The sequence below is a fragment of the Streptomyces sp. NPDC001634 genome, from assembly GCF_040298185.1.
GTDB lineage: Bacteria > Actinomycetota > Actinomycetes > Streptomycetales > Streptomycetaceae > Streptomyces.
Genome location: NZ_JBEOZU010000020.1, coordinates 84,471 through 104,187, shown reverse-complemented (window position 1 = coordinate 104,187; position 19,717 = coordinate 84,471). Strand labels below are relative to the sequence as shown.

The following is a 19,717-nucleotide window of genomic DNA, read 5'->3' as shown; positions in this document are numbered from 1 at the left end:
ACTGCCACAATGGGCACGTGACCCGCGCATCCCTGGACAAGCAGCCGCACGAAGTCGCCTCGATGTTCGACGACGTGGCGGAACGGTACGACCTGACGAACGACCTGCTGTCACTCGGCCAGGACCGGGTGTGGCGCAAGGAGGTCGCCAAGGCCGTCGACGCGCGCCCCGCGCAGAAGATCCTGGACCTCGCGGCGGGTACGGCGACCTCGTCGCTCCCCTTCACACGCTCCGGTGCGTACGTCGTCCCCTGCGACTTCTCGATCGGGATGCTCCAGGTCGGCAAGAAGCGCCACCCCTGGATGCCGTTCACGGCGGGCGACGCGACGAAGCTGCCCTTCAAGGACGACAGCTTCGACGCGGTGACGATCTCCTTCGGGCTGCGGAACGTGCAGGACACGGACGCGGCCCTGCGCGAGCTGTACCGGGTGACGAAGCGCGGCGGGCGGGTCGTGATCTGCGAGTTCTCACATCCGACCTGGGCGCCCTTCCGGACGGTCTACACCGAGTACCTGATGCGCGCGCTGCCGCCGGTGGCCCGCGCGGTGTCGTCCAACCCCGAGGCGTACGTCTACCTCGCCGAGTCCATCCGCGCCTGGCCCGACCAGCCGGCCCTCGCCGAGCGGCTGCGCAAGGCGGGCTGGTCGAGGGTGGCGTGGCGGAACCTCACGGGCGGGATCGTGGCGCTGCATCGCGGGTTCAAGACGGACTGACGCCCTTTTGGCGCGTGCGGACCGTCAACTGGTCCGCACGATCGGGGGATTGACGGGAACCGGTCAATGAAAAACCACGTCCGTTGATGACGTCTCATCACGGCACGAGTTCTTCGGATGACGGAGCGTTCCCATGACGTCGTACTGCCCGCACTGCGGGGCCCAGGTCCCGGAAGAGGCCCGCTACTGCATGAGGTGCGGGCGGGAGAGGGTGCAAGGCCACCGGGGCGCGGGGGAGCAAGCTGTCCCGGTGGCGCCTGAACAGCCGGGTGCGCCGCCGAGACCGTCGGGTGCGCCCCCGCGGCCGACGGCCGTACCGCCGGGGCCCGCGACCGTGCCGCCGGGGCCCTCCGCCGCGCCCACCGCGCCCGCCACGCCCGCGCCCGCCACGCCCGCCGCGCCGCCCGCCGCGCCGCCCTTGGGCCCGCCGCCCCCGCCGTACGCCCCCGCCTCCGCGCCCCCGTCCCCCCTCGGCGCCTTCTTCGGGCGGGCATTGCGCGGGGACTGGGGTGGGGCCGCCCGGGCCGCCGCATGGCCCGTCGGACTGGTGCTCCTCGCCGCCCTGGCGCTGGCGATCCCCTCGTACGGGCAGCGAGACGTCGTGGTCGTCGGGTTCGGGGACCGGCTGCAGATCGCGCTCGCCGTGCTGCTCCAGGCGCTCGGTGGGGGGTTGGAGGTGAAGGACGCGTCCGGGTCCCTGCTCGGCGACGCGTCCGGTGGTCTCCTCTCCGGCATCGAGGGCGGCGGCTCGCTCTCGCTGATCCCGCTCACCGCGACCGCCCTGTGGATCGGCGCGCTCTGCATCGGCGTGCGCATCCTGCGCACCCGCCCCCACTCTCGGCTTCGCTCGAGCGGGGGGACCCCCAGCCCCCGTGGCCCCCGCGGCGCCACCGCGGGGCTCGAAGCCGCCGTACGCGTCGCGCTGCTCGTGGCCGCTGCCACCCTCGTCCTCGGTCTCTGCGCGCGGCCGACCCTCGCGGACGCCGTGGAGATCTCCACCTCGCCCTGGCTCGCCGCGCTCGGCGCCCTGTTGCTCGGGCTCGCCGTCGCGGGCGGCGTCCTGCACCGTGACGACCTCACACAGTGGCTCGCGGTGCGACCGGGCGCGCGGACGGTTCTGCGGGCGACCGGCACCGCGCTGCGCGCCTTCGCCGTCGTGCTCGTCCTGTGCTGTGTCGTCGCGTTCGTCGTCTGCGTCACGCAGTTCGACGACAGCTCGGGCAGCTCCGCCGGGTCCTCGGTTCTCTTCGCTCTGCTTCTGCTGCCCAACCTCGCGGTCCTGGCGCTCGGCCTGTCCTGGGGCGCCTCGGTCGATGTGGAGGCGAGCGGGAGTTCGCCCTACGGCGGGGGGTACCGGCACCAGGGCTTCGGCCTTTCCGAACTCGGGGACCAGGTGAGCGGCTGGGCGGTGGTGGGGGCGCTGGCCCTCGGCCTGGTGTGCGCCCTCACACTGGGCGTGATCGCCGCGCGCCGCTCGGCGGACCGGCGCGAGCAACTGCTGTCCGCAGGCATCTTCGTCGCCCTGTTCCTTCTGCTGGCCTGGATCGGCAGCTTCGGCTGGCAGCTGTCGGCCGGCTCATCGTCGGGGTACGACTCCGGCTACGGCTACGGCTACGGCTTCGGTTCAGGCTCCGGCTCGGCAGGCACGTTCGGCGGCACGGTGGAGGCGGGCGTGAGTCTGCCGGAGGGGCTGCTCTTCGGCGCGCTGTGGGTCTTCGGGGCGGTGTTCGTGGCGCCCCATCTGGCGCGGATGACCGGCGGCCGCCGTACGACGGTCGTCGGCCCGCCGATTCCGCCGATCCCGCCCACGCCGAGCGCTCCGGCGGGGTACGGCACCGGGACGCCTCCGGCGCACGGCGACGCGACCGCCGTGCCACCGGCCCTCGTCCAGCCGCCGCCGGCCCCTGCCGAGTTGCCGGCGCCGACCGCGTCGTACCACCAAATCCAGGCCGTCGGGAGTGGCGCTCCTGCGCCCGGCGTCCCCGTACCGAAGCGTCGCAGTCGCGTCCTCGTCTGGGTGGTCACGGTTGTCGGCGCATGCGTGATCGGCGGTGGTGCGGCGGCCGGTCTGCTGTTCTGGCAGGGCCACCACTAGGCAGGTCACGACCGGGCAGCGGCTGTCCGGCCAGGGCTCACCTGATCACCTCGAAGGCGTCCCCCGGTTCGTCGAGTTCGCGGCGCAGCCCGCCCGGTGGCGGGATGGGCAGCCGTGGCTCGCGGACTCCGGCCCCGCCGCCGCCCTCGCCCTCACTGAGGTCGAACCACACGGTGATCACGGCACCGCGCGGCACCTCGGTGCCGGGCAGAGGATATTGGCGTACGACGTAGTCGACGACGGTGCGGTGGAAGTCCGGCCGGTCGGGCGCGGCGAGCAGCACGCCCTGCCTCGCGGCGGCCTCGCGGGCGTCCACCGCCATCAGACCGATCAGCCGTGGCACGCGCACTTCGGGTGTTTTGGGTGTTATAGGCACAGATGTCACCCCCAGCGGTACAGGAAGGGTAACCGGCCGAGGGTGTCACCCGGAAGCGTCAAGTGTCTTTCTGTAGCAGTCGGTTACTCAGTGTCATAGATCGAGCCGGTAGCAGTGCGCCGGCGCTCCCAGGGTGGGGTGGGTGAAGACCTCGGCCAGTTCCATGCCGAGGCGCCGCGTCACGGCGACCGACCGCTCATTGGCGGGCATGACCATGGCCACGACCCGGGACACGCCCGCCGCCCGCAGCCGCTCCAGCGTGGTGAGCGCGGCCGCGGTGACGTACCCCTTGCCCCAGTACGCCCGTCCGAGCCGCCAGCCGATCTCGATCTCGCCCACCGGGCCCCACTCGCGCGGCCACGGCTGCGCGCCCGTGAAGCCCATGACCCCGTCCGACGCGTCGAGCATGCTCCACAGGCAGAAGCCGTGCTCGGCGTCGTGCCTGCGCTGGCGTGCGGTGAGCTCCTCGTATGCCGACAGCTCGGCGGCCTTGCCTCCGAAGAACTCCATGACCTCGGGGTCGTCGAAGACCCGGTGCCAGGCGACGGCGTCCTCGTCGGTGGGAACGCGCAGTCGTACGTCGGGGAGAGCTCGGTTCACGGGGGCAGCCCTTCAGCCGGGAGATCGGTACCGCTGAATAGACTGCCCATGTCCAGTGCCCGTCAGCACGCCGTTTTCGCCGATGTTTTCGTCGGTGCCGCTGCCGCCGCCGGCACTGGTGTCGTCGTTGTAGTCGTTGCCGTCGTTGTCGTCGCCGAGTCTTGGGGAGAACCCGCCGTGACCGAGCCCCAGCCCCTTACCGAACACACCGCCGATGTGATCGTCGTCGGGGCCGGGCCAGCCGGTTCCACCACCGCGTACTACCTGGCGAAGTCCGGGCTCGACGTCCTGCTCCTGGAGAAGACCGCCTTTCCGCGCGAGAAGGTCTGCGGCGACGGTCTGACGCCCCGCGCCACCAAGCAGCTCGTGGCGATGGGCATCGACATCTCAGAGGAGGCCGGCTGGCTGCGCAACAAGGGCCTGCGCATCATCGGCGGCGGGGTGCGGCTCCAGCTGGACTGGCCGGATCTCGCCTCGTACCCGGACTACGGCCTCGTCCGCAAGCGCGACGACTTCGACGAGCAGTTGGCGCGGCAGGCACAGAAGGCGGGCGCCCGCCTGTACGAGCGCTGCAACGTGGGCGCGCCCATCATCGACGACCGCACCGGCCGCATCACCGGCGTGCACGCCAGGCTCGGCGACGAGAAGCGCGAAGTCAGCTTCCACGCGCCGCTGGTGGTGGCCGCGGACGGCAACTCCTCGCGGCTGTCGCTGGCGATGGGACTGCACCGCCGCGAGGACCGCCCGATGGGCGTCGCGGTCCGTACGTACTTCACCTCCCCGCGCCATGAGGACGACTACCTGGAGTCCTGGCTGGAACTGTGGGACCGGCGCGACGGCCAGGAGCGGCTGCTGCCGGGCTACGGCTGGATCTTCGGCATGGGTGACGGCACATCGAACGTCGGCCTGGGCGTCCTGAACACCTCGGCCTCCTTCAAGGAGCTGGACTGGCGCGAGGTGCTGAAGGCCTGGTGCGCCTCCATGCCGGAGGACTGGGGCTACACCCCCGAGAACATGACCGGCCCGATCCGCGGCGCCGCCCTCCCCATGGCCTTCAACCGTCAGCCGCACTACACGAAGGGCCTGCTGCTCGTCGGTGACGCGGGCGGCCTGGTCAACCCCTTCAACGGCGAGGGCATCGCGTACGCCATGGAGTCGGGCCAGATCGCGGCGGACGTCATCGTCCAGGCCCTGGCCCGCGCGACCCCCGCCCAGCGGGAGATGGCCCTGCACAACTACCCGAAGATCCTCAAGGACACCTACGGCGGCTACTACACGCTGGGCCGCGCCTTCGTGAAGCTGATCGGCAACCCGAAGGTGATGAAGATCGCGACGCAGCGGGGCCTGACGCACCCGCTGCTGATGAAGTTCACGCTGAAGCTCCTGGCCAATCTGACGGACCCGACGGGCGGCGACGCGATGGACCGGGTGATCAACGGTCTGTCGAAGGTGGCGCCGAAGGCGTGATCCGGTGACCGGCGCGTGAGGGTACTGTGGGTGACCGGTCTGCGACCTTCCGTCGTGGCGTGACCCTCCGTACCCTCTCGTGCCCATGACAATCGACCTTCAGGGCCCCACGCGCAGACGCTTCCTCGCCGGTGCGGGGGGTGCGGTCGGCGCCCTCGCCTTATGGCCCGCCATGGCCGCCGCCGCGGCCGGCAAGCGCGTCGCCGTCCTCGGCGGCGGTGTCTCCGGGCTCAGCGCCGCCCACGAACTCGTCGAACGCGGCTACGCCGTCACCGTCTACGAGTACTACGACGTCCTCGGCGGCAAGGCCCGCTCGATGGACGTCCCGGGGACCGGCACCGGCGGCCGGGGGCCCCTGCCCGGCGAGCACGGCTTCCGCTTCTTCCCCGGCTTCTACCGGAACCTGCCGGACACCATGCGCCGTATCCCCTTCCCCGGCAATCCGGGCGGCGTCCACGACAACCTCCGCAGCGGCACCGAGGCCCTCTTCGCCCGGGCCGGCGGCCGTCCGGACCTCCACTTCCCGCTGCGCCGCCTCACCACCCCGCCCGCGCCCGGCGACATCACCGCGTCCTGGATCCGCGACCAGATCCTGTCCGTCCTCGATCTGGGTACCCGGCTGCCCGCGTACGAGGCCGCGTACTTCGCCGACCGTCTTCTCGTCCACCTCACGAGCTGCGACGCCCGCCGCGAGGACCAGTGGGAGAAGACCTCCTGGTGGGACTTCATCCGTGCCGAGCAGATGAGCGAGGAGTACCGCACGCTCCTCGGCATCGGACAGACCCGCAATCTCGTGGCCACCCGCGCGGAGGTCGCCTCCACCCGTACGGTCGGCCGCGTCATCATCGAGGCGCTGCTGCTGTGGGGGCTGCTCGGCCGCGGCATGGACGGTGACGCGGACATCGACCGGGTGCTCAACGCCCCGACGAACGAGGCCTGGATCGACCCCTGGACCGCACACCTGCGCTCCCTCGGGGTGGAGTTCGTGCTCGGCACCGAGGTGCGCGAGGTGCTGTACGAGGGCGGGCGCGTCACCGGCGTTCGGGTCTCGGCACGCGACGGGAGCCGGGAAGGCACCGTCACCGCCGACCACTATGTCTCGGCCATGCCGGTCGAGCACGCCCGCCGCACCTGGGGCGCGGCCCTGCGCGCCGCCGATCCGCAGCTCGCCAGGTGCGACGCGCTGCAGACGGACTGGATGACCGGCGTGCAGTTCTATCTGCGCACGCCCACGCCCGTCGTCCACGGGCACATCAACTGCCTCGACTCACCGTGGTCGGTGACGGGGATCGGGCAGGCGCAGTTCTGGGACGTACGGGATTTCTCGCGCGACTACGGGGACGGCCGGGCCCGCGACTGCCTGTCCGCGATCATCTCCGAGTGGAACAAGCCCGGCATCCTGTACGGCAAGACGGCCCGAGAGTGCACCAAGGACGAGATCGTCGCCGAGCTCTGGGCCCAGCTGAAGGACGGGCTGAACGACGCGGGCAAGACCACGCTCAGGGACGAGGACCGGCTCGGCTGGTTCATGGACCCGGCGGTGACGGGGCTCGGCGGCCCCGATCCGCAGAACCGCGAGCCGCTCCTGATCCATCCCACGGGCACGCTCTACAACCGGCCGTCGGCGAGGACCGCGGTCCCGAACTTCTTCCTCGCGGGCGACTACGTCCGCACGGATGTGGACCTGGCGACGATGGAGGGCGCCAACGAATCGGCGCGACGGGCCGTCAACGCGCTGCTGGATGCGGACGATTCGGGCGCCGAGCGATGCCGGATCTGGGAGCTGTACCGCCCGCCGGAGCTGGAACCCCTGAAACGGGTCGACGAGGTGCGCTACCGGCTCGGGCTGCCGAACACCTTCGACGTGGGGTGAGACGGGGTGGGGTGAGACGGGGTGGTGTGAGACGGGGCGGGGTGAGACGGGCCCCGGGATGGCCGGAGGGGCCGCCGTGCTTTGGCAGCGGCGGCCCTCGATCCGTGAAACCCGATTTGTGGGTGCGGCTCAGAGCACCCGCACCGCGCCGGTCGGCGGGTCGTACGACAGCGGCTTCTCGACGATGCCGGTGGAGGGGTTCTGCGCGCCGACGAACATGCCGTCACCGACGTACAGAGCCACGTGGTACGCGCTGCCCGCACTGCCCCAGTACAGGATGTCGCCCGGCTGCAGGTTGCTCAGCGACACCTGGGTGCCGAACGTCGACTGGTCCTGCGACACACGCGGCAGGCTGACGCCGACCTGCTTGAAGGCCGCCTGCATGAGACCGGAGCAGTCGTAGGCGCTGGGGCCGGAAGCGCCCAGGACGTAGGACTTACCGATCTGCGCCTTGGCGAAGGCGATGACCGCCGCGGCCGAACCGGTGGCCGTGGACGTGCTCGTCGAGGTGCTGGTCGCCGCGGCGGAGAGGACGGTCCGCTCCGTGCTGCGCGAGGCGGTCTCAGCGGTCTTGCGGGCGGCCTCGGCCTTCCGCTGGGCCTCCGCTTCCTTCTTCTTGGCCTCCGCGAGGTCCGCCTTGGCCTGCTTCGCGGCCTTTGCGGCGGCCGCGTCACGCTCGGCCTGCAGCTGGTAGTTGGCCGCAGCCTGCTGGGTGGCCTCGGCGGACTGCGCAACCTGCTGAGCCAGATCGGCCGTCAGGGTGGGCAGTTCGAGCGTCTGCGTCACCGGCTCGGCGGCGTCGGCCGAAGCCGAGGCGCCGGCTGCGGCCAGGCTGAGGACACCGCCGGCAACTCCGGCCCGCATCGCGATCGTCGACGCGGTGCGGTTCCGGGGCTTCCGGTGGCTGCGTATGTGAGCGGTGTGGGACATGGGTACAACCGGTATCAGGGGCTCCTCCATACCTTCAAGAAACGTGTGCTGCGCCACAGTTGTTCAATCGAGACCCCGAATCCCACGCGCGTCACTCTTTATTGACGCCGTAACGGACATTGCGGACAGTGGTGATCAAGCCTGTGATCATGGGGTTTCGTCGTTACGCACCAATTGCTCCGCGCCTACCACCGAATAGGTCGGATGGCCAAGCCCGCTTGATTTGGTCTCACCCAGGTGTGGCACAGGTCACGGAACGGTCACCGACACGACGGCGTCTCGCGCGCGGATCGGGCCCCCGGGGCTCGTGAACGCGTGCACGCGTCCACTTCCGTCCCCGCTCCTCCCCCTGATGTGTGAACGAGGTCCACTATCAAGAGATCCAGTCCAGCGCCAATTTGCGTTGAGCGGTCTTGCTTTGATACTGCAAGATGGCCTCTACCTGCGACAACGAGCGAAAATGTCACCTCTTGGTGATCACTTGGCTGCTTCGGGTGTGTAGATCACCGCTCATCCGACTTCATGATCCTTCGCCGGGTGGTGGAGATCACAAAGTACGTGGTGACCCCCGTGTCGCAGATCACATACCGCCGGGCATAAGATGCGGGGCAGTTGGGCTTGTGACCTGCTTCACATGTACGCGATCTTCGCCGGGACGAGCGGGGCTCGTGGGACAGGTGGGACGGCTGTGAGCCCAGCGCAACCGCCAGCAGTCAGTGCCGACTGAGAGGAGCGAGGAGCGGTGAACGCGTATGCGCCCATCCTCGTACTGGGAGCCCTCGGGGCAGGCTTTGCGATCTTCTCCGTGGTCATGGCCACGCTGATCGGTCCGAAGCGGTACAACCGCGCCAAGCTCGAGGCCTACGAGTGCGGTATCGAGCCGACCCCCACGCCGGCGGGCGGCGGGCGCTTCCCGATCAAGTACTACCTGACGGCGATGCTCTTCATCGTCTTCGACATCGAGATCGTCTTCCTCTACCCCTGGGCCGTCACCTTCGACGCCCTCGGGATTTTCGGGCTCGTGGAGATGTTGCTCTTCGTGCTCACCGTCTTCGTCGCGTACGCGTACGTATGGCGGCGCGGCGGCCTGGAATGGGACTGAGGGGCCTTACGTCATGGGACTCGAAGAAAAGCTGCCGAGCGGTTTCCTTCTGACCACCGTCGAGCAGGCCGCGGGCTGGGTGCGCAAGGCGTCCGTCTTCCCCGCCACCTTCGGCCTCGCCTGCTGTGCCATCGAGATGATGACCACCGGCGCCGGACGCTACGACCTGGCGCGCTTCGGCATGGAGGTCTTCCGCGGATCGCCCCGCCAGGCGGACCTGATGATCGTGGCCGGCCGGGTCAGCCAGAAGATGGCACCGGTCCTCAGGCAGGTCTACGACCAGATGCCGAACCCCAAGTGGGTGATCTCCATGGGGGTCTGCGCCTCCTCGGGCGGCATGTTCAACAACTACGCGATCGTCCAGGGCGTCGATCACATCGTTCCCGTCGATATCTATCTGCCCGGCTGTCCGCCGCGGCCCGAGATGCTGATGGACGCGATCCTCAAGCTCCACCACAAGATCCAGACCTCGAAGCTCGGCGTGAACGCCGAGGAGGCGGCCCGCGAGGCGGAGGAAGCGGCGCTCAAGGCCCTCCCGACGATCGAGATGAAGGGGCTGCTGCGATGAGCGACGCGAAGAGCAACGGCGTGAACACGCCGGGCGACGGCGCGAACGGTGCCGCTGCGAACGGCGCTGCAGGCAACGGCGTCAACCCCGAGAAGGACCTCGGTGCCGCCAACCTGCCCGGCATGCGCGGCGACCACGGCGAGCAGATCCGCGTCCAGCGCGGCATGTTCGGCGCCAACAACGGCGGCGACACCTCCGGCTACGGCGGCCTGGTCCGCTCCATCCGGCTCCCGGGTCCGGCCACCCGCCCCTACGGCGGCTGGTTCGACGAGGTCGCCGACGAACTCGAGGGCGCCCTGGAGGAACAGGGCCTCGTCCCCGAGAACGCCATCGACAAGACCGTCGTCGACCGCGGCGAGCTGACCTTCCACATCGAACGCGAGTACCTCCTCGCCGTCGCCCGGACCCTGCGCGACGACCCCGCGCTCCGCTTCGAACTGTGCACGGGCGTGAGCGGAGTGCACTACCCCGGTGACAAGGGCCGCGAGCTGCACGCCGTCTACCACCTGCGCTCGATCACCCACAACCGGCTGATCCGCCTGGAGGTCAGCGCGCCCGACGCCGACCCGCACATCCCGTCGCTCGTCTCGGTCTATCCCACGAACGACTGGCACGAGCGCGAGACGTACGACTTCTTCGGCCTGATCTTCGACGGCCACCCGGCGCTGACGCGGATCATGATGCCCGACGACTGGCAGGGCTTCCCGCAGCGCAAGGACTACCCCCTCGGCGGCATCCCCGTCGAGTACAAGGGCGCCCAGATCCCGGCTCCGGACCAGCGGAGGTCGTACTCATGAGCACACAGACTCCGTCCTCCGCCTCGCCGCGCGAGACCACCGAGGGCACCGTCTACACCGTCACCGGCGGCGACTGGGACGAGGTCGTCCAGTCCGCGGCCAGGGCCGACGACGAGCGCCTCATCGTCAACATGGGGCCCCAGCACCCCTCCACCCATGGTGTGCTCCGGCTCATCCTGGAGATCGAGGGCGAGACGGTCACCGAGGCCCGCTGCGGCATCGGCTATCTCCACACCGGCATCGAGAAGAACCTCGAGTACCGCACGTGGACGCAGGGCACCACGTTCGTGACGCGCATGGACTACCTGACGCCGTTCTTCAACGAGACGGCGTACTGCCTCGCCGTCGAGAAGCTCCTCGGCATCGAGGACCAGGTCCCGGACCGCGCCACGATCATCCGCGTGCTCCTGATGGAGCTGAACCGCATGTCCTCCCATCTGGTGTGCATCGCCACCGGAGGCATGGAACTCGGCGCCACCACAATCATGATCTACGGCTTCCGCGACCGGGAGATGATCCTCGACATCTACGAGCTGATCACCGGTCTGCGGATGAACCACGCCTACATCCGCCCCGGCGGACTCGCCCAGGACCTGCCGCCGGGAGCGGTGGACCAGATCCGCGAGTTCGTGAAGAAGATGAAGAAGAACCTTCCGGAGTACGACAAGCTCGCCACCGGGAACCCCATCTTCAAGGCCCGTATGCAGGACATCGGCTATCTGGATCTGGCCGGCTGTATGGCCCTCGGCGCCACCGGCCCGATCCTGCGTGCTGCGGGCCTGCCGCACGACCTGCGCAAGACGCAGCCCTACTGCGGCTACGAGACGTACGACTTCGACGTGCCGACCGCCGACACCTGTGACGCCTACGGCCGCTTCCTCATCCGTCTCGAGGAGATGCGCCAGTCGCTCAGGATCATCGAGCAGTGCCTGGACCGGCTGGGGCCCGGACCGGTCATGGTCGCCGACAAGAAGATCGCCTGGCCCGCCCAGCTCGCCCTGGGACCGGACGGGCTCGGCAACTCCCTCGACCACATCAAGAAGATCATGGGCACCTCCATGGAGGCCCTGATCCACCACTTCAAGCTGGTGACCGAGGGCTTCCGCGTCCCGCCGGGACAGGCGTACGCGGCGGTCGAGTCACCCAAGGGCGAACTCGGGGTGCACGTCGTGTCCGACGGCGGCACCCGCCCCTACCGGGTCCACTTCCGGGACCCGTCCTTCACCAACCTGCAGGCCATGGCGGCGATGTGCGAGGGCGGCCAGGTCGCCGACGTGATCGTCGCCGTCGCGTCCATCGACCCCGTGATGGGAGGCGTCGACCGGTGACCACCAGTTCCTCGGAGCGGAGCGTCGGCCTGGGCATGCCGCAGCTGCCCGCGCCCGACTACCCGGACGACGTTCGAGCCCGGCTCGAGCGGGACGCACGCGAGATCATCGGCCGCTACCCGGACTCGCGGTCCGCCCTTCTGCCGTTGCTGCACCTGGTGCAGTCGGAGGAGGGGCATGTCACGCGCACCGGGATGCAGTTCTGCGCGGACATGCTGGACCTGACCACGGCCGAGGTCACCGCGGTCGCCACCTTCTACACCATGTACCGGCGGCGGCCCTCCGGTGACTACCAGGTGGGCGTCTGCACCAACACCCTGTGCGCCGTGATGGGCGGCGACGCGATCTTCTCCGCCCTCCAGGAACACCTCGGTGTGGGCAACGGTGAGACCACCGACGACGGCAAGGTCACCCTGGAGCACATCGAGTGCAACGCGGCCTGCGACTACGCGCCGGTCATGATGGTCAACTGGGAGTTCTTCGACAACCAGACCCCCGAAAGCGCCAAGCGCCTCGTGGACGACCTGCGAGCGGGACGGCAGGTCGCACCCACCCGCGGCGCCCCCTTGTGCACCTTCAAGGACACGGCCCGGATGCTGGCCGGCTTCCCCGACGAACGGGACGGAGCCGTCGAGGCGACCGGCAGCGCGGGTCCGGCCTCACTGGTCGGGCTCCGGCTGGCCAAGGGCGAACCCCCCGCCGCACGCGTGGTGCACCCGCGGGACGGCGGGCCGCACGACGAGCCACGGGACGGAGCGGTGCACGAGCCGACACGGGCCGAGCACCTCAGCTCGCACGACACGCCGCAGGACACCCAGGACACATCGGCCTCCGACCCCGACCACTCGGCCGGGCCTGCCGCCGAGGAGGGGTAGTGATGACCTTGGCACCCGAGAACGGGGGCACCTCCCGCCCGAGCGGATTCGAGGATGGGGGAGAGACCAGCCCCGAGAAGCTGCTCGTACCCGTGCTGTCGGCCTTCTGGGACGAGGAGAAGTCCTGGACGCTGGACGTCTACCAAAGGCACGAGGGGTACCAGGGGCTGCGCAAGGCGCTCGCCATGTCGCCGGACGACGTGATCGCGTACGTCAAGGACTCCGGACTGCGCGGGCGCGGCGGCGCGGGGTTCCCGACGGGAATGAAGTGGCAGTTCATTCCCCAGGGTGATGGCAAGCCTCACTATCTAGTTGTCAACGCCGACGAATCGGAGCCCGGAACCTGCAAGGACATCCCGCTCCTCTTCGCGAACCCGCACAGCCTCATCGAGGGCATCGTCATCGCGTGTTATGCCATCAGGTCGTCGCATGCCTTCATCTATCTGCGTGGTGAAGTCGTCCCTGTGCTGCGGCGGTTGCACTCGGCCGTGCGCGAGGCCTACGCGGCGGGCTACCTCGGCGAGAACATCCTGGGCAGTGGACTCGACCTCGAACTCACCGTGCACGCGGGCGCGGGCGCGTACATCTGCGGTGAGGAGACCGCACTGCTCGACTCGCTCGAAGGCCGCCGTGGTCAACCGCGGCTCCGTCCCCCCTTTCCTGCGGTCGCGGGCCTCTACGCGTGCCCGACTGTTGTGAACAACGTCGAGTCGATCGCGTCGGTTCCCGCGATTGTGAACCGGGGCAAGGAATGGTTCCGGTCGATGGGCAGCGAGAAGTCGCCCGGCTTCACGCTCTACTCGCTCAGCGGCCATGTCGCGAGCCCGGGCCAGTACGAGGCCCCGCTCGGCGTCACGCTCCGCCAGCTGCTCGACATGAGCGGCGGCATGCGGCCCGGTCACCGGCTGAAGTTCTGGACGCCGGGCGGCTCCTCGACACCGATGTTCACCGACGAACACCTCGACGTCCCCCTCGACTACGAGGGCGTGGGCGCGGCCGGCTCCATGCTCGGCACCAAGGCCCTGCAGTGCTTCGACGAGACGACCTGCGTGGTCCGCGCCGTCACCCGCTGGACCGAGTTCTACGCCCATGAGTCCTGCGGCAAGTGCACGCCCTGCCGCGAAGGGACGTACTGGCTCGTGCAGTTGCTGCGGGACATCGAGGCGGGCAAGGGCACGATGTCCGACCTCGACAAGCTGAACGACATCGCCGACAACATCAACGGCAAGTCCTTCTGCGCCCTCGGCGACGGCGCCGCCTCGCCGATCTTCTCCTCCCTCAAGTACTTCCGCGACGAGTACGAGGATCACATCACGGGCCGGGGCTGCCCCTTCGACCCGGCCAAGTCCACGGCCTGGGCGGACAAGCCCGCGGAGGTGAACGCATGACCGTGACGACCAACGCTCCCGCCGGGGGCGGTCAGGCGGCGGTCCCGCCGGAGGATCTCGTCACGCTGACAATCGACGGCGTGGAGATCAGCGTGCCCAAGGGCACCCTGGTCATCCGTGCCGCCGAGCAGCTCGGCATCGAGATCCCCCGCTTCTGCGACCACCCCCTCCTCGACCCGGCCGGCGCCTGCCGCCAGTGCATCGTCGAGGTCGAGGGCCAGCGCAAGCCCATGGCATCCTGCACGATCACGTGCACGGACGGGATGGTGGTGAAGACTCATCTCACCTCGCCCGTCGCCGAAAAGGCCCAGAAGGGTGTGATGGAGCTCCTGCTCATCAACCACCCGCTGGACTGCCCGGTCTGCGACAAGGGCGGCGAGTGCCCGCTGCAGAACCAGGCCATGTCGCACGGCAATGCCGAGTCCCGCTTCGAGGGCCGCAAGCGCACGTACGAGAAGCCGGTCCCGATCTCCACCCAGGTGCTGCTCGACCGCGAGCGGTGCGTGCTGTGTGCCCGCTGCACCCGGTTCTCCAACCAGATCGCGGGCGACCCGATGATCGAGCTGCTGGAACGGGGCGCGCTCCAGCAGGTCGGCACCGGTGAGGGCGACCCCTTCGAGTCGTACTTCTCCGGGAACACCATCCAGATCTGCCCGGTCGGCGCGCTCACGTCGGCGGCATACCGCTTCCGCTCCCGTCCCTTCGACCTCGTCTCGTCGCCGTCCGTGTGCGAGCACTGCTCCGGCGGCTGCGCGACCCGCTCGGACCACCGGCGCGGCAAGATCATGCGACGTCTTGCGGCCAACGACCCCGAGGTCAACGAGGAGTGGATCTGCGACAAGGGGCGGTTCGCGTTCCGGTACGCGCAGCTCAAGGACCGGCTCGACACTCCGCTGGTGCGGGGCGAGTCCGGTGAATTGGAGCCCGCGTCCTGGCCCCAGGCGCTGGAGGCAGCCGCTCAGGGCCTGCTCGCCGCACGGGGCCTGGCAGGGGTGCTGACCGGCGGCCGGCTGACCGTCGAGGACGCCTACGCCTACAGCAAGTTCGCGCGCGTGGCGCTCGCCACCAACGACATCGACTTCCGCGCACGCGTGCACAGCGCAGAGGAGGCCGACTTCCTGGCCGCCCGGGTCGCCGGACGCGGCCGCGACCTCGACGGCAGCGGCGTCACCTACACCTCACTGGAGAAGGCGCCCGCCGTCCTGCTGGTCGGGTTCGAGTCCGAGGAGGAGGCGCCCGGCGTCTTCCTGCGGCTGCGCAAGGCCTGGCGGGGGCACGGCCAGCAGGTCTTCTCGGTCGCCACGCACGCCACGCGCGGCCTCACGAAGGCCGGCGGCACGCTGCTGCCCGCCGCGCCCGGCACCGAGACCGAGTGGCTGGACGCGCTGGCAGGCAGGATCGGCCTGGAGGGGGACGGCGTACGGGCCGCCGAGGCGCTGCGCACCGAGGGCGCGGTGATCGTCGTCGGCGAGCGTCTGGCCGGTGTCGCGGGCGGGCTCACCGCCGCCGTACGGACCGCGGCCGCGACCGGCGCCGACCTGGTGTGGATCCCGCGCCGGGCCGGGGAGCGCGGCGCGATCGAGGTGGGTGCGATGCCCTCGCTGCTGCCGGGCGGACGTCCGGCCACCGACCCGCGCGCACGAGAGGAGGTCGCCACCGTCTGGGGCGTCGCCGAACTCCCGCACCGCTACGGCCGCGACACGGGCGGGATCGTCGAGGCCGCGGCCACCGGCGAACTGCGGGCCCTCGTGGTCGCCGGCGTCGAGGTCGCCGACCTGCCCGACCCGGCAAGCGCGCGTGAAGCACTCTCCGCGGTGGGCTTCCTGGTCTCGCTGGAACAGCGTCCCAGCGAGGTCACCGAACACGCAGACGTGGTGCTCCCGGTCGCCGCGGTCGCGGAGAAGGCCGGCACATTCCTCAACTGGGAGGGCCGGGCCCGCTTCTTCGAGGCGGCGCTCAAGCCCGACCAGATGACCCGCTCCCTGGCGCCCACCGACGCGCGCGTGCTCCAGATGCTCGCCGACGCCATGGACGTCCACCTGGGGCTGCCGGATCTGCGCACCGCGCGCGTGGAGCTCGACCGGCTCGGCGCCTGGGACGGACCGAGGGCGGGCAACCCCCTGGAGATCGGGGGAGTGCTGCCCCGCCCGGCCGCCGGGGAGGCCGTGCTCGCCGGTCACCGGCTGCTGCTCGACCAGGGGCGCCTGCAGGACGGCGACGACGCGCTCGCCGGCACGCGGCACGCGGCACGCGCGCGTGTGTCGGCCGCGACCGCCGCCGAGGCGGGCGTCGACGACGGCGACATCCTGGCCGTCAGCGGCCCGGCCGGAACCGTCGAACTGCCGCTGCAGATCACCGAGATGCCCGACCGCGTGGTCTGGCTGCCGATGAACTCCACCGGCGGCGGCGTCCCCTCCGACACCGGGGCGCAGCCCGGCACCCTCGTCCGCATCGGCCCGGCGACGCCCGCCGCCGAAGCCCCCAAGGAGGTGGAGGCGTGACCCCGTACCTCGCCGTTGAGGACCTCTCGATGTTCGGCCGCGACCCGTGGTGGCTGGTCGTCATCAAGGCGGTCTTCTGCTTCGCCTTCCTGATGGTGACCGTCCTGTTCTCCATCGTCTGGGAGCGCAAGGTCGTCGCCTGGATGCAGCTGCGCATCGGCCCCAACCGGCACGGCCCCTGGGGCATGCTCCAGTCGCTCGCCGACGGCGTGAAGCTGATGCTCAAGGAAGACGTCATCGTCAAGCGCGCGGACAAGGTGGTCTACATCCTCGCGCCGATCGTCGCGGCCATCCCGGCCTTCATGGCGATCGCGGTGATCCCGTTCGGTCCGGCCGACAACGAGGTCTCGATCTTCGGCCACCGCACGACGATGCAGCTCACCGACCTGCCGATCGCGATGCTGTACATCCTGGCGATCGCCTCGGTCGGTATCTACGGGATCGTGCTGGCGGGCTGGAGTTCCGGATCGACCTACCCGCTGCTCGGCGGTCTGCGCTCCTGCGCACAGATGATCTCGTACGAGATCGCCATGGGCGCCGCCTTCGCCTCCGTGTTCCTCTACTCGGGGTCGATGTCGACGTCGAGGATCGTCGAGCAGCAGCACGACCGCTGGTACATCCTGCTGCTGCCGGTCTCGTTCATCATCTACATCGTCACGATGGTCGGCGAGACCAACCGCGCCCCCTTCGACATGCCGGAGTCCGAGGGCGACCTGGTCGGCGGCTTCAACACCGAGTACTCGTCGATCAAGTTCGCGATGTTCATGCTCGCGGAGTACGTGAACATGGTGACGGTCTCGGCTGTGTCGACCACGCTCTTCCTGGGCGGCTGGCGGGCCCCGTGGCCGATCAGTACCGCCTGGGAGGGTGCGAACCACGGCTGGTGGCCGCTGCTCTGGTTCGTCATCAAGGTCCAGCTGCTGCTGTTCTTCTTCATCTGGCTTCGCGGCACGCTCCCGCGGGTCCGCTACGACCAGCTGATGAAGCTCGGCTGGAAGGTTCTCATCCCGGTCTCCGTGGTCTGGCTGATGCTCGTCGCGACCGTCCGGGCGCTGCGCAACGAGAACTACGGCTTCGGCGACATCGCCCTGTACGTCGCCGGCGGCGTCCTCACGCTGCTGCTGCTGTCGTTCGTCGTCGACATGTTCCGCGACAAGGCGAAGGAGGCCGCGCCGCCCGCCGGGCAGCCCGCCGCCTTCGACGCGATGGCGGGCGGGTTCCCCGTACCGCCGCTGCCGGGACAGACGCTGCCGCCGGTGCCCCGGCGCCGCTCGCACCGGGAGCGGGAGCTGATTGTCAGTGGTGGGTCGGACACTGTCAGTGACGGATCTTCGGATGGAAAGGAGGCGTCCGATGGCTGAGGAGCCCAAGGAGGCCGGGCAGTCGAAGCCTGGCTTCCAGAACCCCGTGGCCGGCTTCGGCGTGACCTTCAAGGCCATGTTCAAGAAGCGGCTGACCGAGCAGTACCCGGAGCAGAAGAAGACAACGGCTCCGCGGTTCCACGGCCGGCACCAGCTCAACCGCCATCCGGACGGCCTGGAGAAGTGCGTCGGCTGCGAGCTGTGCGCTTGGGCCTGCCCCGCCGACGCGATCTACGTGGAGGGCGCGGACAACACGGACGAGGAGCGCTACTCCCCGGGCGAGCGGTACGGGCGGGTGTACCAGATCAACTACGCCCGCTGCATCCTGTGCGGCCTGTGCATCGAGGCGTGCCCCACGCGCGCGCTGACGATGACCAACCAGTTCGAGCTGGCGGACTCCAGCCGCGCCAACCTCATCTACACCAAGGAGCAGCTGCTCGCCGGCCTCGAAGAGGGCATGGTCGACACACCGCACGCCATCTACCCGGGGACGGACGAGCAGGACTACTACCGGGGCCTGGTGACGGAGGCCGCGCCCGGCACGGTGCGCCAGGTCGCCGTCTCCAAGGGCGAGAAGCCGGAAGAACAGGGGGCGGACGCATGAGCGCCCAACTCGCCGCCTACACCACTTCCACGGGTGAGGCCTTCCAGTTCTGGGTTCTGGGCACCGTCGCGGTGATCGGCGCCCTGTGCACCGTTTTCATGAAGAAGGCCGTGCACAGCGCGCTCTGCCTGGCCGGCACCATGATCGTCCTGGCGGTCTTCTACCTCGCCAACGGCGCCTACTTCCTCGGGATCGTGCAGATCGTCGTCTACACCGGCGCGATCATGATGCTGTTCCTGTTCGTGGTGATGCTGGTCGGCGTCACCGCGGCGGACTCCCTGAAAGAGACCATCAAGGGCCAGCGCTGGCTGGCCCTTGTCTGCGGGCTCGGCTTCGGCATCCTGCTTCTCGGGGGCATCGGCAACGCGTCCCTCAAGGAGTTCGACGGCCTGGCCAAGGCGAACGCGAACGGCAACGTGGAAGGCCTGGCGGCCCTCATCTTCACCAAGTACGTGTTCGCCTTCGAAATCACCGGCGCCCTGCTCATCACGGCCGCGGTCGGCGCCATGGTGCTCACCCACCGCGAGCGCACCGAGCGGGCCAGGACCCAGCGCGAGCTGTCCGAGCAGCGTGTACGGGAGGGCAAGCACGTTCCGCCGCTGCCGGCGCCCGGCGTCTACGCCCGGCACAACGCGGTGGACATCGCGGGCCTCCTGCCGGACGGCACCCCGTCCGAGCTGACCGTCAGCAAGACGCTGCGTGACCGTGGCCAGATCCGTGACGTGTCCGAAGAGGCGATCAGCGATCTGAAGGCTCTGGAACAGCGCGCCGCGGAGCGCCTGGAGCGGGCCGAGGACAAGCGGCCGGCCCTCAAGAGGACCGAGGAGGCGTCGAAGTGAACCCGGTCAACTACCTGTATCTCGCCGCCCTGTTGTTCACGATCGGCGCCACCGGCGTGCTGATCCGGCGGAACGCGATCGTGGTGTTCATGTGCATCGAGCTGATGCTCAACGCCTGCAACCTCGCGTTCGTGACCTTCTCCCGGATGCACGGCAATCTCGACGGCCAGATCTTCGCCTTCTTCACGATGGTCGTCGCCGCCGCGGAGGTCGTGGTCGGGCTCGCGATCATCGTGTCGCTGTTCCGTACGCGCCATTCGGCCTCGGTCGACGACGCCAGCCTGATGAAGCTGTGAGGGG

General features: G+C 69.7%; 19 protein-coding genes. 15 read left to right on the top strand and 4 right to left on the bottom strand.

All coding sequences use genetic code 11. The features are described 5' to 3' along the window. Nucleotides 1-17 precede the first annotated feature (17 nt). Both ABT186_RS15835 and ABT186_RS15830 read left to right on the top strand, forming a co-directional pair. Nucleotides 18-713, top strand: a complete 696-nt coding sequence (locus tag ABT186_RS15835; RefSeq protein WP_351223844.1) for a demethylmenaquinone methyltransferase — start codon at nucleotides 18-20, stop codon at nucleotides 711-713. Between the two features lie 133 nt (nucleotides 714-846). Beyond that, entirely contained in the window at nucleotides 847-2,808 is a 1,962-nt protein-coding gene (locus ABT186_RS15830; protein ID WP_351925461.1) for a zinc ribbon domain-containing protein, read from the top strand. A gap of 37 nt (nucleotides 2,809-2,845) precedes the next feature. On the opposite strand, the gene ABT186_RS15825 is transcribed toward ABT186_RS15830, so the two are convergent. The 3 genes from ABT186_RS15825 to ABT186_RS15815 form a co-directional block, all read right to left on the bottom strand. Further along, nucleotides 2,846-3,157, bottom strand: a complete 312-nt coding sequence (locus ABT186_RS15825; RefSeq protein ID WP_502973214.1) for a PASTA domain-containing protein — start codon at nucleotides 3,155-3,157, stop codon at nucleotides 2,846-2,848. 120 nt (nucleotides 3,158-3,277) lie between these two features. After that, nucleotides 3,278-3,784 carry a GNAT family N-acetyltransferase gene (locus tag ABT186_RS15820; protein WP_351223838.1) on the bottom strand — a complete coding sequence of 169 codons (507 nt, stop codon included), beginning with the start codon at nucleotides 3,782-3,784 and terminating at the stop codon, nucleotides 3,278-3,280. A 12-nt stretch (nucleotides 3,785-3,796) separates the two neighbouring features. Then, complete coding sequence (locus ABT186_RS15815) at nucleotides 3,797-3,991, bottom strand: hypothetical protein (RefSeq protein ID WP_351925459.1); 195 nt, start codon at nucleotides 3,989-3,991, stop codon at nucleotides 3,797-3,799. Here ABT186_RS15815 and ABT186_RS15810 point away from each other — a divergent pair. Further along, nucleotides 3,962-5,251: a geranylgeranyl reductase family protein gene (locus ABT186_RS15810; RefSeq protein ID WP_351925457.1), complete on the top strand. Its 1,290-nt coding sequence runs from the start codon at nucleotides 3,962-3,964 to the stop codon at nucleotides 5,249-5,251. The genes ABT186_RS15815 and ABT186_RS15810 overlap by 30 nt on opposite strands. An 85-nt stretch (nucleotides 5,252-5,336) precedes the next feature. Next, nucleotides 5,337-7,124, top strand: a complete 1,788-nt coding sequence (locus ABT186_RS15805; protein WP_351925455.1) for a hydroxysqualene dehydroxylase — start codon at nucleotides 5,337-5,339, stop codon at nucleotides 7,122-7,124. A 129-nt stretch (nucleotides 7,125-7,253) separates the two neighbouring features. On the opposite strand, the gene ABT186_RS15800 is transcribed toward ABT186_RS15805, so the two are convergent. Next, nucleotides 7,254-8,054 carry a C40 family peptidase gene (locus tag ABT186_RS15800; protein ID WP_351223832.1) on the bottom strand — a complete coding sequence of 267 codons (801 nt, stop codon included), beginning with the start codon at nucleotides 8,052-8,054 and terminating at the stop codon, nucleotides 7,254-7,256. A 742-nt stretch (nucleotides 8,055-8,796) separates the two neighbouring features. Between ABT186_RS15800 and ABT186_RS15795 the strand changes: the two genes are divergently transcribed. The 11 genes from ABT186_RS15795 to nuoK are packed head-to-tail and all read left to right on the top strand — an operon-like array spanning nucleotide 8,797 to nucleotide 19,713. Further along, nucleotides 8,797-9,156 (top strand): NADH-quinone oxidoreductase subunit A, encoded by a 360-nt coding sequence (locus tag ABT186_RS15795; protein ID WP_003992243.1) that lies wholly within the window; start codon nucleotides 8,797-8,799, stop codon nucleotides 9,154-9,156. 13 nt (nucleotides 9,157-9,169) lie between these two features. After that, nucleotides 9,170-9,724: a NuoB/complex I 20 kDa subunit family protein gene (locus tag ABT186_RS15790; RefSeq protein WP_023547484.1), complete on the top strand. Its 555-nt coding sequence runs from the start codon at nucleotides 9,170-9,172 to the stop codon at nucleotides 9,722-9,724. Further along, nucleotides 9,721-10,521, top strand: coding sequence for an NADH-quinone oxidoreductase subunit C (locus ABT186_RS15785; RefSeq protein ID WP_351925453.1), 801 nt, complete (start codon nucleotides 9,721-9,723; stop codon nucleotides 10,519-10,521). Before ABT186_RS15790 ends, ABT186_RS15785 begins: the two co-directional genes overlap by 4 nt. Next, nucleotides 10,518-11,849, top strand: a complete 1,332-nt coding sequence (locus ABT186_RS15780) for an NADH-quinone oxidoreductase subunit D (protein ID WP_351223828.1) — start codon at nucleotides 10,518-10,520, stop codon at nucleotides 11,847-11,849. Before ABT186_RS15785 ends, ABT186_RS15780 begins: the two co-directional genes overlap by 4 nt. Next, the gene (gene nuoE / locus ABT186_RS15775; protein ID WP_351223826.1) at nucleotides 11,846-12,724 is read left to right on the top strand and encodes an NADH-quinone oxidoreductase subunit NuoE; all 879 of its coding nucleotides are present in this window, start codon (nucleotides 11,846-11,848) and stop codon (nucleotides 12,722-12,724) included. The genes ABT186_RS15780 and nuoE overlap by 4 nt, the downstream gene beginning before the upstream one ends. Before the next feature lie 2 nt (nucleotides 12,725-12,726). Beyond that, a complete protein-coding gene (gene nuoF / locus ABT186_RS15770; RefSeq protein ID WP_351223824.1) occupies nucleotides 12,727-14,112 on the top strand; it encodes an NADH-quinone oxidoreductase subunit NuoF in 1,386 nt (461 codons plus the stop codon). Continuing rightward, on the top strand, nucleotides 14,109-16,613 hold the full coding sequence (locus tag ABT186_RS15765) for an NADH-quinone oxidoreductase subunit G (protein ID WP_351925451.1): 2,505 nt from the start codon (nucleotides 14,109-14,111) through the stop codon (nucleotides 16,611-16,613). Before nuoF ends, ABT186_RS15765 begins: the two co-directional genes overlap by 4 nt. Beyond that, nucleotides 16,610-17,974: an NADH-quinone oxidoreductase subunit NuoH gene (gene nuoH / locus ABT186_RS15760; RefSeq protein ID WP_351925449.1), complete on the top strand. Its 1,365-nt coding sequence runs from the start codon at nucleotides 16,610-16,612 to the stop codon at nucleotides 17,972-17,974. Before ABT186_RS15765 ends, nuoH begins: the two co-directional genes overlap by 4 nt. Beyond that, entirely contained in the window at nucleotides 17,967-18,578 is a 612-nt protein-coding gene (gene nuoI / locus ABT186_RS15755) for an NADH-quinone oxidoreductase subunit NuoI (protein ID WP_351223818.1), read from the top strand. Before nuoH ends, nuoI begins: the two co-directional genes overlap by 8 nt. Then, on the top strand, nucleotides 18,575-19,417 hold the full coding sequence (locus ABT186_RS15750; protein ID WP_351925447.1) for an NADH-quinone oxidoreductase subunit J: 843 nt from the start codon (nucleotides 18,575-18,577) through the stop codon (nucleotides 19,415-19,417). Before nuoI ends, ABT186_RS15750 begins: the two co-directional genes overlap by 4 nt. Further along, nucleotides 19,414-19,713 (top strand): NADH-quinone oxidoreductase subunit NuoK, encoded by a 300-nt coding sequence (gene nuoK / locus ABT186_RS15745; RefSeq protein WP_351223814.1) that lies wholly within the window; start codon nucleotides 19,414-19,416, stop codon nucleotides 19,711-19,713. The genes ABT186_RS15750 and nuoK overlap by 4 nt, the downstream gene beginning before the upstream one ends. Nucleotides 19,714-19,717: the final 4 nt, after the last annotated feature.